The sequence below is a fragment of the Alloacidobacterium dinghuense genome (genome assembly GCF_014274465.1).
Classification (GTDB): domain Bacteria; phylum Acidobacteriota; class Terriglobia; order Terriglobales; family Acidobacteriaceae; genus Alloacidobacterium; species Alloacidobacterium dinghuense.
Window position 1 is genome coordinate 5,152,927 of record NZ_CP060394.1, and the last position, 13,653, is coordinate 5,166,579.

A 13,653-nucleotide genomic window follows, 5' to 3' on the forward strand; every position below is an offset into this window, starting at 1 on the left:
TTCTTAAAAAGTTATGGAACGGGCTGTAGAAGTGAATGCGACTCACGTAACAGCAGGCGATACAAATAGACCTGTCCCAGGGATTGCGATACTGAACGCGATTCAACCAGGAATTGAGCGCCATTGATCTCGATCCCCGCTGCTGTGTCGAATAACGCATCTGCCGACGTCAATTGCAAGGTGCTTACCTGTTGCTGCACTGCGGAAGCAGAGATTAGGAGCTCGTAACGTGCCTGTTGTCCTTCTTGCATCGTGGCGCGAACCCTGCGAAAAATCGCAGGAGAGAGTGAAAGCTGCTGAAAATTGGGAATGTCAATGCCAACTTGTCCTGCGTCACTGCTATCGACAGTGGCAGGCGCTACAAAGAGAGAAACAGCTATCCCTCCACCCGCCCGTAAAAGCGCATCCGCCATCAACAGAGCGCTGCTATTCGGATTTCTAACGCTAAGATCTGCGCTCATCTCTCACCCCAGGCGACTTGCCACCCACGGCTTCAATAGACTCTGCACCGTGCTGTCAATCAGTGTGTTGGAAAAGTACTCCATCTGCATTGTGTCGATTCTGCTGCTCTTCACGTTTAATCCTGGGGTAGCTTGCGCATTCTTGACGATCAATGCACATGCGGCCATTACCGCATCGGGAATGGTGCTCAACCCCGCCGTGTACGTCACCTGCACCTCGTTATAGGGCAACCCAAGAATGTTCATCGGGAAGATTAGCTCACCGGTTTGCGGAACGAAGTCGACTGTCGACGGGTCCATCTGCGTCCACGCGCCGGGCAATGCGAACGCCCAAGCGATTTCTTCCTGCAATGGATAAATCATCTGGCCACGCCGCGGGCGCGCGTAGCGCGCCTGAATATTTACAAACGGTGAGGTAGCTGGAGTGATCGGCGCCAGCGGCAGATAACTCAATCGCACCGTCTGTGATCCAGCCGTGAGCCTCAAGCGCTCCACATACTGGGTAGGATTCAGGCTGATCCGTCTGCAGTGAGTGTCAATCAATGCCGAAGCGACAGTGATCCAATCATCCGTTGTATCCGACGCAAGGCCGAAGTTCTGATAGTCTGTCGGCTGCAAATATCCCATAATTATCTCCGCATCTGAGTCGCCGCACGCTTCACATCTTTGTTTCAAGAAGAAGTGGGTGGATCAGTTTGTCGAAAGTGCATCGCATTGCGATTCACAGAGTCCCGCGTGAAAAAAGAGCTCTAGCCACTCAGGCAGTTCAACCAAACGGACCCACCTGCAAAAAGGGATGATCCGCGCGAGCGAATCATCCTCAAGTTGATTCATGCTGCTAGGAAATCACCCGACGGCGACATGCCTAGCGATCAACCAGCACCTGGTAGTGCGCATAATTTGCGCCCTTCACCACCACGCCACCGAACTTCACCACAACATACTGCGAAGCCAAGGAGCCGGGAATGCCGAGTTGGAAGACCCGGGGTGTCGGATCGCTCAGCCAGTGATACTCGATCATGTCTTCAGTCACGATGTAGGCCGGAAGAACAGCCGATCCTGAACCCGGAGTACCGGTGTAGCTCAATGCCCAGTCCGGAATCAGCGGGAGGTCTCCGGCCTGCGTCGAGAGAGTCTTCACCGTGAATCCGGCATTGATTTCGCGAGTATTCAGAACGACGTTAAAGTCGGTCTTCATCTCGCGGTCGATCAGATCGAGCAGCACCGGGTTGGCATAGATAGCAGTCGGACGAACTGCGAAGTTGCTGTTAGCTACCATTTGAGCAACTGTCGACTTCAAGCCATCGACGATGCTCGCGGTGGCGCCGATCGTCGTCGTGTTACCTCCTGCCGCAACTTGAGAGGAGACGCCGAAATACTGCGTCGATGTCGGAGTGCTCAACGAGGAATCGTTACCGTTCCAAAGCGCAATGTCGTGGGTGTGCAGAACGCCTTCGACTGTATCGACAAGATCTTTAGCCTGCAGATAAGCGAATTGTTTTTGCTGCGTGCCCAATTCGATGTCAAACAGGTTGTAATTGAGCTGGGCGACAATCGCCTTGAGTGGAACGCTGCGCTCCACGCGTGTCGGGCTAACAATTGGGGCAACAATATTGCGTGGGTCGACGAAGCCTGCCGTTCCAGGGGTCGGAATGGCGGTCTCTTCGAAGAACCGAGAAGGATGTCCTGTGGCCGGAACTTGCTTGATCCTCTGCCCGAAGATACCCCGACGTTGTACGATGTCAGTGATCTCAGTCTGATAAAAGGGTACTTCGATTGCACCAGGCCCGATGTAATCAGCAGCCGCATGGATGTCGTAAAAGTTTGCGCTCATTCGATTCTTTCTGCCTGCAGACAGGCGGAGTGATTGGTTTGAGATGGCACGGTTTCCGAAGGCCGTGCGTTATAAAAGAAAAGGGCGGCCTCAGCCGCCGTCACGCGCCAGTCTTTTGAATGACTCTACTGGGTCAGCATTCCCGCGCGCAGCAACTGCGCCTTTACAGCAATTCGCTGTTCGAGGCTCAATCCCGTGAGAGCCGCATCCAGGGCGCCGGCCTGAATTGAGTCAACTGTCGAAATTCCTTGTTTCGCCAGCAGTTGCGTCGTCGAAGCAGGGAGTGTCTGGCGAGCCGCGGTAGACCGGCTGCTCTGCGCGCGTAGTTCCGCAATCTGCTGCTCAGCTGCTTCTAGCTTCAGTCGCAGTTCGCACTCGCGCTGCAGGGACTCACTTTGGCCTTCAACCGCGGCCGTCATTTTCTCAACCGCTCCACCTGCAATTTGGTCACGCTGTTCGAGCCACGTCACAGTGCGTTCCAGGAGACCCGCGGCGGTGGTGAGGCGTTCAATACTCTCCCCCAACGAGGCAAGAATGTTATCTGTTTCCATTACGCTTCCTTCCTTCTTTTGTCTGACCCCAAAATTGCGTCTCGAATGGCCGGCCCGAGCGCGCAGCAAGTTTGGCCCTGTTGCTCTCTCTCAGCGAGTTGCTATTCCGGCAACGTCCCGCCGACAACCGAAACGACGTGTTTCGATACGCGGCCTTCTCTCGAAGCAGAATGGCCGCTCCTGTGAATATGGCACGCGTTAACGTCCATACCTCTGCACGCATGTCAGCAACATGCGCATCTGCCAGCTCATAAGACATACCCATGCTGCCGCTCTCGCTGTGCTGCAGTTGCCGCACTACCTCCGGGAAATCACGGCCAAACAAATAGCCGCCCACTTGCAACTGATTTCCGATAACGTCAGCTTCCGTGATGATCCCGCACTTCGCCCGTGCATCATGGCCGTCCCATTTAGGTGCATAATCAACAGCCATCCCAAGCAATGATGGCAACGCCTCTCGCGCTGCCGTCTGCGTAAGGATCACCCTGTGTCCCCGTGCTCCGGATGGAGGCCGAGTGCTTGCTTCGTCCACCGTAGTAAGCACACCTTCAAAGGAAATCCGGTTCGGATGATCCCCGACTTCCGGCATGGTAATCGCCATTGCTTCCAGTCTCATGTCCTCTCTATCCCCTCATCTAAATGCTGGTTGTCTATTCGCTGCTCTTTTACCCCCTCTCTGACGCCGTCACTGTGAGCTGACTAGTCGGAAGCGGCGCCAGTCCACGCATCGACCGCACTTCATTTACAGTCAAAACGCCAGCCGCAAGAAGCTGTGTCTGAACCTGTAGTTCCGTCAACTCGTCTGGCGCATCCAGTTCATTGAAAACAAACTCAAATTCACGCCAGCCCAGCTTCTTCGCAAACAAATCTCGTGTCAGATGCTCTGCCAGCAACTTCGCCAGCGGCACGATTGCGCTGCGGAATGCTTCGTCGGCCTGCTCTGCCGCCGTCGTTCGGTTCACTTCACGCTCAAGTCCAAGAAGCATCGGAGGCAATGAGAATGCATTCGCAACCATGCGAATCAAGAACTCCTGCCAGTTCATCCGAAGGTCCGCATCTGTGCCGCTCGCGAAGCGTAGCACCTCCGGCTTCTGTTCTGTGCTAAGTAGAGGAACTCTGCCCGTGCCTTCAATTTCGTCCTGCCACCATCGAATCAGCCGCTCGTGCTCCACAGGAGTTGTTTCATTGAGCCACAACGCATATTGCACTACTGCGTTACTCGCCAGGTTTCCGGCGAATCTATGAGCGGCAAGAAAGGTGTTCACAGTCTCGAATGCAACCTCTAGCGGACCCAAACCAAACGGCGTATGGGATCGTGGATTCATCCGCAAGTAAATCAGCTGATCATCACGCAGCAAGACTTGCGTATTGGCGCCAGGTAATCCAGTCGTTTGCGCATAGCGGACTGATTCCGGCTTCCCATCCCATTTCGGATTGATCTCAATCGTTGCGCCATCCACGGCCCACAAATCGAACGGTTTTTGCGCATCTCCTGTGATCTCCATCTCAATCGCGCCAAAACCCCCGACCAGTGCATCTTCCAGGACCTGCTCAATCAAGGTGCGAAATGAATCGCTCGCGTTCGGCTCCTCAAGCGCTCGACGCAGGGCCTGCATACGTCCCTGAACGTTGTCTACATCTAGGAGTGAGAATCCACGCTTCGGTCGCACTTGCCAATCCAGGCTGGCGATGCGATCTTTCAGCACATTGATTGCCCTGCGCACCAGCGGCGTTTCAGCAAAGCGACGCAAATTCACAGGAGTAGGTTTCGGCAACGCATTTGAGGGTGTGCGGTAGGGAGTCAGAATTGAAGGCAGTGCCAAGGTCTTTCGTTTTGCCGCCTGCTCCTCTGCTGCGTCGATGCCGACTTCCTTCCGCCGCCACAGTTTTTGAACCGAACTCTTGACCTTCAATGTTTCGCCTCCCGTCGTTCTCTGCTTTCTCAAAAAGAAAGGGCATGGCGATAAGCCATGCCCAACCAATCCCACGCACTGCCGCTTCTCAGATCGTCACATTTGGCTCTATAACCGAAATTCCCTCTGCGCTGTCTCCGCCATTCTAGGCAGATCATTCGTTGTTATCACGCGGATATCCTGTTCTTCCATGGTCTCGACGGAAAATCGATATTGCTCCACGCGCTCAACATCCTCACGATCCGCGCTGACCTCAACAATCGGCTCTACAATCGCCGTAAGTTCCAGTTCCGCATTCTCAATCCGCGCCACACCTTCCCGAATGGATTCAACGCTGAAAGCCAATACTTTAGGCCACTCCGTATCGCTGTCTAGCGAGACAGCATGAAACATGCGAATTAGGCCATTCGGCCGATAACCGCAATCGATACGTAAGGGATCACCCGTCTTCGTATATCTCGAGACAGAAATACGTTTGCGCATCAAGTCCCAAACGCCTGCGCGCTCAAACTGCGACCGCATTTTGGCTTGTATCGCCTGCCGTCCGGTCTTGCGCGCCGACGCTTGCCTCTTGCGTGGCTCGACAAATAGCCGCATCAACTCCTCGACTCCGGCAATCATCGACTCAGCCAGATATGCCCTAGGTTCGGTGATCTGTAGTCCAGTCGAAAAAGAATCTTCGAAAACACGCATAAGTGGCGTTGCGTCGCTACCCTGATGTGCTAGCCGCCGCCGAAGCTCACTCTCCAGGCTCTCAAGCATTGCAACATCCACATCCGGGTCGATGCATCGAACACGCGCCCAGTCCTTCGTAAAGTTCACGGTTATCTGTTCCGGTTGTGCTACGTCCCGCAGCAGAACTCCGATATTTACGAATTCATTTCTCACCGGATCCGGCACATACCGGACGAGGTAGAAATCGCATTGCTTCCGTGTACTCAATTTCTATACCTGGATGTCATTGCCACGATCACATTATCGGTCCTCGGATAGTATCGGCCCAACTGGGCTCGGGAAACTGTCTTTCGATCGCGCCGATCGAAACCGTCATCCAATTTGGAAAAGGCTGGCGGGATGATTCCTGAAAGAGAGTAATCAGCTCGCGAATACGGCTACGTCGTTCCAATAACCGCTCAATAAGCGTCTCAATTTCTGCTAGATCCCCGCCATACCATTCCGGAGGCACTATCTCCGCTATAGACCAGATTTTCTGCGGATCAAGTTCTTCCGCGCGGCTCAACCAAGGCTCAAAGCTGTCCCAACCCACAACACCTCGGTACACGAGATTCCGCGCATAGACCCCCCGTAATGGAGCATCAACAAATTTCCATTCCCCCGCATTAAAGCAGTACCCCTGGTCGATAAACGTGGCCGCATAGCGCTTCTCCCGAGGCCGTTTGTAGAATACGGCCTGCCTTCCATTGGAATTGCAAGTCCACTTATCAATCACAAGCATTCCGAAAAATTCAGCAAGGTTTTTCACTTCAGCCAGTCTTTCCTCGGGAAGGTAATCAACTACCTGCCCCGGCATCAGACCGCCCACCAATCTGGAACCAAATTGTAAGCCCGGCCGACATTGTTCTTGGGTCTGGCCCAAATCAAGGCTAAGTTCCTTCGAGTTTTGAATCAGCCAATCTGTCACCTCAACGATTTCACTGGCTGGAACACTTAGCCCAACCGCTTCCGCCAATCGCGTCGCCATTAATTCATTGGCCAGGACCCGTATATGCTGCGGATTATTCTGAAACTTGACGACATAAGGATGGCCGTCTGAAGCAAGCATCAGATGGCTCTGCGCTCCTCCTCGCATCCGTCGAATTGCTTGTGTGGCCAGAACCGCCAACCTGCCTCCGTTTCAATCGGATTGTACCTGCTCCGAGCTCCAACGTGACGTTCACAATCGCATTTCACCCCGTACACAGAGCGCTATTGCCATCGCCATCACGCAATCATCATGTGCTCCAGCACTGGCGCCAATCTTTCCGTTGCGATGCCGCACGAAGCTTCGGCATTCCTGCAGTAGGCGCTTGCTGTAAAAAATTGTCGGTGTTTCGACTAGAGCAGCAGCCAGCGCTCCCAGCATGCGCGGACGATGAACCACTGATGTGAGCCAGCCGTCCTGATCTTCCTGCCTGTAAATATGCGGATATCTGCTCACACTATGCAGGTATGCCAGCACCCCAGACCCGTGATTATTGCGTTCCACCACCAGCCAGGCTCCGTTGTACTCCTTCGCTAGCCGTGCAGACTCTTCCGCGAGTTCCAGTGGAGACAACCTTGCTCGTAATTCGGCACACTGAAGGCCTGTATTGATCTCCAGTACCTGCGCAACAGAATAGTCCCCTTCACTGCCGCCTCCAGCCGTGTCTACAGCAACCAGGTAACGTCGCCCCTGCACTGGAGGAAACCATAACTGCAATTTTCCTCCGAGCCGTGTTGCAATCGGCTCAGGCAAGTCCTTGATGCGCGCATCCAAGGCGGCGACATCGAAATAGCAATCGCCGCTGCTGAGAAAGCATTCAATCGCGTCCTCTGGATACTCCTGCTTCGCCAGCCCACGAAATCCCGCCGCTATCTTTCTGCGAAATCCTATTTGCTCCAGACTCAGTCCGTGCTGTTCAATCAGCCTCCGCTCATCACTCTGCAGCGACTCCTCGGACACGCGCTCCGCTCGGTATGCGTCCTCCAACCACCAGGGAAAGAAGTGTTGCACCATCCGGCACTGTTCGGCATTGTTCCACTCTTCCCAGAAACATCCCTCAGCCCCGTTTGGGGTCGATTCCAGCACCAGCTCTCCTTGCGGAGGCATTGCTGCTCGTAGTCCCTGTAGCGTCTCCCCCGCGCCAGTCGGCCAGCGAGCGACTTCCGAGCAGTGCAGATTATGAATAGTCAAGCCCCGCCCTGCATTTGCGTCACCAGCAGTTTCAACGCGGTACTCGCTATCCAGTGATGGGAATACGATCTGCCGCGAACTTGCCTTTGAGGTTCGCAGAGCCCCATCTCGCAGCCATTCTGGCAGCCCATCAAGGAATCTGTGAACAATTCGAAATATTCCCTCGGCTGCTTCCTGTGTGTGTGCCACTTGCAATGTCAGCGTACCGGGATTCGTGATCGTTCTCAGAAAAAATCGTCCGGCTACCCATGTGCTGATGCCCATCTGGCGCGACTTAAGGACGATATTTGCCCTTCCCCGTCGCTGCTCGAATGCCCTCTGCGCCCGGTTCGGTCGGAATGGCACGATTTTGCCAGTCCGGTTGCGAATTCGCAGGAGCTGTTCTGCAAGAAAACGCCCGGTAACCTCGCCTTTCAGCTCAGGCAGCGCGCTATCCAGGACCCTTCCAAGATCGAGCAGCTCACTGCGATCAATCGCACTTCCCCAGCTCTCAATACGCGTACCAGTTCGCATCGGGTCCACAAACCAAGGTTCTTTTGCCAGCCGATGAAATCACCAACGAGTTAGCGGTTGCTCCTTGGTAGTTAATGGCCTGCGAACTCGTTGTCGTCACCGTCACAGCGTTGGTACTCGAGTCTGACTTGATGACCGTAAATTCCTCCCCAGTTGGAGAAGCCTTATCTGGCCACGGCGTAAAGCAGCTCGGTAATGTGATTGTCTGTGTTCCGCTCGACGCGTTGGCAATGACATTTTTGTTAGCGGCGGTCAATGTTATGGATCCACTAGTATTCAATACGGTCGAGAGTGCAATGCCGCCCTGTGTACGAACAGTGCCTTGATAGGTAACGTTGAAAAAAGGATTCTGTCCCGCAATGTGCCCTTCAAACAGATCTGTCTGATACCCGCTATAAAGCTGCGCCGAATATGCTTCATAGTTCGAAGTCGCCGCCTTTGGCGACGCCCACACAGTGGCGACCGCGCTGTTTCCGGGAGCATTATTCGAAGCCCCACCGCCCGTAAATCCGGTCGTCGTCTCTGGTTCTAATGCTTGCGCATAATTTCCACAGCCGGTCAGATGATGAACGCTGGCGAATGTTGGAGGTATGCCGGAAGAAGCCGCATACGTAATCCAGTTCACTGACGAGGACATGCCCAGGCAGCCGATGTCGGCGACTTCCAACCCATTTGTCACATTAGGCGAGACATAGGCGAGGTTTGCCGACGGAAAACTCGTGAAATCGGGCCACTGAATATGTCCGCCATGGATCGAAGTTCCATTGGCGCCGACGTAGAACCCGGCAATCGCAGGGCTATCAGCATATGTATCTGTCCACACACTTCCAGCGCCACCTGTATCGTAGATCACATAGTCCGTTGCGTAGGAGGCATTGGCTACCGATGAACTTAGTGCTGTATTGCTACAAGGTGCATTCGTGCACGTGTACGGATAGCCGAATCCGTGAATCATATAGCCGGTATTGCCTGTACCTTCGTTATAGATTCCAGCAATGAGCGCGTTGCGTACCAGTACAGTATCGAGATGGCTATCGATTGCCGTCTGCTGCATGTGAATTCCGTAAGCTGGTCGGCTCGCCGGGGTGAAGTTAGCGGCGTTATAACTGACAGTCACATTCCGGAGAATGAACCCCGATTGATGTCCGTTGGTCGTGCTTTCCTCCCCGAGCAAGATGCCTTCTGCGGAAGTGTCGTTAACCGCAACGTCATCCACCAGCAACCCGCGGAACCACTGCAATTCCAGGCCGTGGATAGCATTCTTACTTGCAAGGATAGTGAAATCCTTAAAGACACATCCTTGTGCTTGAGAGTTATTCCCGAGAAAAACTACATCTCCTCCAAGATTTGTAGTTACATTGAGCGTAGTCGCGCTTGCTGTGCTATCTGCCGCGGTGCTTGCTCCACCCGATCCAACGAGATTAATGCAGGCTCCGTTGCTAGGCTCAGTCAGCGACGAGCTAACCGAGTAACTTCCAGGTCCAAGTCTTACGGTCTGGTTGCGGCCGGTTCCGTTAGCAATGCCAACCGCAGCATTCCAGGCACTGTTCAGGGTTGTATAAGTACTTCCGTCCACCGTGATCTCCCCGTTCAGCGATGCAGCAGTAAACGCTCCCCCCACCTTTGTAGTTCCACTGACAGTTACATTAGCGGTTGAGTTACTCTGGCCTGCAACACTGAATGCTCCTGTCCACTGAGTCCCATTCCAGACGTCGTATTCATACCCTGCATGGCCAGCGTTTCCCGGCGAGCCTTTAAAACATATTCGGTTTAGCGATTGAGTGCTTCCAACTGCAGGCGTGTCGAACCAGCAGTAGCTGTTTGCAAACTTTGTCCCGACCATCCATTGGTTGTAACCACCATACTGACCATATTGCTGCTCATATCTCATGAAGAAACCGTTTGTTGGCGTCCATACGAGCCCCAGTCCCGGCACGGTGACAGTCGGCTGCGCCGATATGCCGTTCACGTAGGTCGGGGCGGTCAGATAAGAGCCACCCGTGATATTGGCGAGTTGCATCCGCGACGATGCCCCGGAGGTCTCAGCCGTTTCCAGTTGATTGAACGGGATGCCATAGGCGCCATCAAAATTCAACCCGGGATAACGATGTACAGCGATCTCGCCTTGATGGGCGTAAGAGCCAGAAGACGTATCAATGTTATGTATCGTCAGCTTTGCGGACCCTACGCCATCAAAGAAGTCTAATGCGCCGCCCGGCGGATCTACGATCAAACCATCCGGGATAGGTCCGGTAACGACTTCCGCGCAGGTCAGCACCCCAGTTTGGTCGCAGTTATCGATATATCCAGCGCCGGGCGGCTGAATGGCCGCAATGTGAGAGTCTTCGATATCAACGGCCGCATGCTGAGACCCAGGTCCTTCCTCGACGATGGAGCCTGCTGGCCAGTCACCGTTGCTTATGCTCGACCCGGAAGCCCCGCGGGCAAGGACGTGCATCTTCCCGTCGGCAGTGAACCCCTGTACTTCGATGACTTCAAACTGTCCGCGCTGAATGTTCGGATTGTACTGTGATGGAGCAGCACTGCCGGAGAGAAAGTCCTGCGGCATAATAATGTAGTAAACAATCGAGCCGGTTCCCATGTCAGCCGCCGATTCAAAATACTGCGCCATCCAGGATGTGTCAGTTACTCCGACAACTGTCGCTGAAGGAGGTAGTTCACCCGCCAGCTTCGTCTTCTCAAGCACGCCGCCGTTAACGTAAATCCCAGCATTCAGTCGTGGCTCGTTGCTGTAAGGAAAACCCTCCAGATAGAAATTCCGGATGCTTCCATAGCCACCTGCGCGAAAGCCGCTCATGTACTTGAGTGGCTTGATCGACCCGCCATAGAAACTATAGTTCACGGCCTTTACGATTGTGATCGCACCATGAGGATCAGGGCTTACCGAGGACGGACCACCACCCGCACCTTGGTTAGGAAAAGGATAGGAGTTGTTCGGGCAATTGATTCCGTAACAGTAGTATTCCTCCCCGAAGCGCTCTGCGGTGGATCCAGGTGCCAAGATCTGGGTGTTGAAGAAATAGCTTTCGTTGATGTCGCCGCCTAAGATGATGGGCCACCGAACAGAAGTGATCGATAAGTTGTCTGAACGAAATCGCTCACTGTTGTTATTTAGTTGCAGTCCGCGGCCGCCATGGTTAGACATCGAGACATTTGTAATGTGAAACTGGGCAGCAGCATCGACTTCTAGTAAAGTGCCAGTTGTGGCATGGCCGCTCCCATCGAGTTGGATATCGCTTATCTGCCCGTTACAAATTTCTGTGTTAGAGCAAGAGTCAGCGTAGACCGTAAGCAGGTTCGTCTGAGCAGACGTGAGTTGTAGTATGCTCGCTTGACTGCTATCTCCTTCGATGCATATGTTAGATGGAACACGTAACGTATTGCTTACTTTATAGAGGCCGGCAGGTATATATATGCAGGGAGTTGCCCCATTGCTCCCAGCCTGGGGGTTCGCAACCGCAAAAGCAATTGCGGCTTGAATCGCAAGTGTCGAGTCGTTGGTTCCAGTTGGGTCAGCTCCCCCGGAAAAATCGGGATGTCTGATGTCAACTCGCGGCAGCTTTGTCACCGCATCGGGCGTCCGCAGCGTTCCAATCATATTACCGCCCGCCAGCGGCACAGCCGAAGCCACCGCCTGGTCCGTATACTGCTTCGTTGCCGCTTGGTTACTAGACGTTGGAGAAGCTGACAGTAGCAGCGGCCCAGCCATTGTCCCGCCAGTCAGAGAAAGATAATTACCACTCAGAGATGCGATTGACGTGTCGACATATTGCTTTGTTGCGTCTTGCACCGCGATCGTTGCAGGAACAAGTTGAGCGCGAATTGAAACGATGGAGGCAGTCGCCGCGGCCGGGACAACCCAGTATTCTTTGTTTACCGTGCCATCGTTAAGATGATAGATCGCCGTGTAGTAACTACCCGCCGGAGAAGCTCCAGCGTTCGCGGCAAGATTGATACTAACAAACCCGTCTTGCCCGATTGCAACCGTTGCATTGCCAGCAGCGACAGCCTGGTTCTTCGCAGTCGAAAAGGCGGCCCATGTTACGATCAGCGTTCCAGTAGCTGGCGTTCCATCTGCTCGATACACTACTCCCTGCACCGTCGTAGTCGTTATCTGGGAATGAATAGGCGATGCAGTCAATCCGAATAGCAGGATCCACATCGCATTCTTCACAAACCACCTCTTCTGGCTCACCGTTGCTCCTCTTTTTTTCGCGGTCTAACACAGAAACCACTTTCAAGTCTGATTACTTCGTCTCGCTTCTTTCTGCTTCTTTAGCCTTGTTGCGCTTGAGTTCCTCAGCTTGTTTCAGCAAAATCTGTCCAAGGCTTGGCGGTCTGCGTCGCCTCGAAGTAGCAGCCTGGACTTCTTCCTTAACTCCGCCTAAGTCGAATAGCAGCTTCGTATGTTGCACACTGCCCTCTACCGCATGATTTGCCAAAGCCTCAACTATTTGCCGGTAGTTTCTTCCAATTTCCTCTTGCGCGGTTTTTCTGAAGTGTCTCGGCTTGGTCGATAGTCGTTTTTCGGCAGCGTGTGTCTCCGTCTGGGGATCGATTTGCTCAGATTCCATAACTCGTTTAGTGCGAGGTTTATCAGCTCGTTTAACCATAGGCAAAAATAAAAGGGAGGCGGAAACCGCCTCCCTTTGTTGTTTTCTTTACTCTTATCTTTAGGATAGCATTTTTAGTGGAAATAGTACGCCAACTTACACCAAACTATTTTCTCCATGAATTGAGCAACTTAGCGACATTTCCACAGATCTACCCCCTTGACAGGTTTTCCTATTAGTCGATTTTTAGAATCTCTAGATCTAGAAATAGGCGAGATAGGTCATCAAGCGTATCTGAATACTTGCGCGTAACAGAGCGTAGGCTCGCCCCAAGAAGTTCTGCGGTCTCCTCCTGTGTGTATTCCTGCAACGCAATTCGGGAAATCAATTCACGCCCAAACGGATCGATCTTCTTGAGGCATTTCTCAATATCGAATAAAAAGATCACGGCATCCTCAAAACTGTGCATACGATAGCTGGATGCTTTTCCACGAAAAACACATTTGCCGATTAGCGACGGCACACGTCCTGTTTGGAGAGAAACAAACATGTATCTCCGCAAGAGAAGCTCGGTGCGTCTCCTGTAGAAAGCGATGCCTTCTGTAGGTGCGCCTACGGGAACAGACGGCGTGTCAACGCTTGTAGATTCGGCCCAGACAAAGGGGAGCATCAATGCTGCGCTCATAGCTCCCTCCCGGCAGCCGCATGTTGTGTTGTGATGCGTCGGTTCTTCCTTGGCCGGCCGGCCAACCTCCTGGATCTTGGAGCAGGAAAGGCTCGCAACCTCGTCGAGCACGTAGCGCAATAAACCTCGTTCAACTCCTGGGCTCGGAACCAAAGGCCTCCGCACCCCTCACAAACCTTTAAAGTCACGCGCGTAAACGTCATTATTTCTCCAAAGCAGTAAAAAAAGT

11 protein-coding genes are annotated in these 13,653 nt (G+C 53.4%); all 11 read right to left on the reverse strand.

Going from position 1 to position 13,653, the window contains the following annotated elements; genetic code table 11:
• Positions 1-11 precede the first annotated feature (11 nt).
• Complete coding sequence (locus tag H7849_RS21505; RefSeq protein ID WP_186742402.1) at positions 12-461, reverse strand: hypothetical protein; 450 nt, start codon at positions 459-461, stop codon at positions 12-14.
• A 3-nt stretch (positions 462-464) separates the two neighbouring features.
• Positions 465-1,088, reverse strand: coding sequence for a hypothetical protein (locus H7849_RS21510; protein ID WP_186742404.1), 624 nt, complete (start codon positions 1,086-1,088; stop codon positions 465-467).
• A 238-nt stretch (positions 1,089-1,326) separates the two neighbouring features.
• Positions 1,327-2,295 carry a hypothetical protein gene (locus tag H7849_RS21515; protein ID WP_186742406.1) on the reverse strand — a complete coding sequence of 323 codons (969 nt, stop codon included), beginning with the start codon at positions 2,293-2,295 and terminating at the stop codon, positions 1,327-1,329.
• Between the two features lie 125 nt (positions 2,296-2,420).
• Complete coding sequence (locus H7849_RS21520; RefSeq protein ID WP_186742408.1) at positions 2,421-2,846, reverse strand: hypothetical protein; 426 nt, start codon at positions 2,844-2,846, stop codon at positions 2,421-2,423.
• A complete protein-coding gene (locus tag H7849_RS21525; protein WP_251106394.1) occupies positions 2,833-3,462 on the reverse strand; it encodes a hypothetical protein in 630 nt (209 codons plus the stop codon). The genes H7849_RS21520 and H7849_RS21525 overlap by 14 nt, the downstream gene beginning before the upstream one ends.
• A 49-nt stretch (positions 3,463-3,511) precedes the next feature.
• Entirely contained in the window at positions 3,512-4,759 is a 1,248-nt protein-coding gene (locus tag H7849_RS21530; RefSeq protein WP_186742410.1) for a phage portal protein, read from the reverse strand.
• 108 nt (positions 4,760-4,867) lie between these two features.
• On the reverse strand, positions 4,868-5,701 hold the full coding sequence (locus H7849_RS21535; protein WP_186742412.1) for a DUF3037 domain-containing protein: 834 nt from the start codon (positions 5,699-5,701) through the stop codon (positions 4,868-4,870).
• 28 nt (positions 5,702-5,729) lie between these two features.
• Positions 5,730-6,602, reverse strand: coding sequence for a HipA family kinase (locus H7849_RS21540; RefSeq protein ID WP_186742414.1), 873 nt, complete (start codon positions 6,600-6,602; stop codon positions 5,730-5,732).
• 51 nt (positions 6,603-6,653) lie between these two features.
• Positions 6,654-8,165 (reverse strand): terminase large subunit, encoded by a 1,512-nt coding sequence (locus H7849_RS21545; protein ID WP_186742416.1) that lies wholly within the window; start codon positions 8,163-8,165, stop codon positions 6,654-6,656.
• The gene (locus tag H7849_RS21550) at positions 8,143-12,381 is read right to left on the reverse strand and encodes a glycosyl hydrolase family 28-related protein (protein WP_186742418.1); all 4,239 of its coding nucleotides are present in this window, start codon (positions 12,379-12,381) and stop codon (positions 8,143-8,145) included. The genes H7849_RS21545 and H7849_RS21550 overlap by 23 nt, the downstream gene beginning before the upstream one ends.
• A gap of 593 nt (positions 12,382-12,974) precedes the next feature.
• Positions 12,975-13,424 carry a sigma-70 family RNA polymerase sigma factor gene (locus tag H7849_RS21555; protein ID WP_186742420.1) on the reverse strand — a complete coding sequence of 150 codons (450 nt, stop codon included), beginning with the start codon at positions 13,422-13,424 and terminating at the stop codon, positions 12,975-12,977.
• Between the last annotated feature and the right edge of the window lie 229 nt (positions 13,425-13,653).

What these genes read in the sequence shown, in the direction of transcription:
- H7849_RS21510 (WP_186742404.1), bottom strand. Translation starts at nt 1,088, where the DNA reads ATGGGATATTTGCAGCCGACAGACTATCAGAACTTCGGCCTTGCGTCG.
- H7849_RS21525 (WP_251106394.1), bottom strand. Translation starts at nt 3,462, where the DNA reads ATGAGACTGGAAGCAATGGCGATTACCATGCCGGAAGTCGGGGATCAT.
- H7849_RS21520 (WP_186742408.1), bottom strand. Translation starts at nt 2,846, where the DNA reads ATGGAAACAGATAACATTCTTGCCTCGTTGGGGGAGAGTATTGAACGC.
- H7849_RS21515 (WP_186742406.1), bottom strand. Translation starts at nt 2,295, where the DNA reads ATGAGCGCAAACTTTTACGACATCCATGCGGCTGCTGATTACATCGGG.
- H7849_RS21505 (WP_186742402.1), bottom strand. Translation starts at nt 461, where the DNA reads ATGAGCGCAGATCTTAGCGTTAGAAATCCGAATAGCAGCGCTCTGTTG.
- H7849_RS21555 (WP_186742420.1), bottom strand. Translation starts at nt 13,424, where the DNA reads ATGAGCGCAGCATTGATGCTCCCCTTTGTCTGGGCCGAATCTACAAGC.
- H7849_RS21545 (WP_186742416.1), bottom strand. Translation starts at nt 8,165, where the DNA reads ATGCGAACTGGTACGCGTATTGAGAGCTGGGGAAGTGCGATTGATCGC.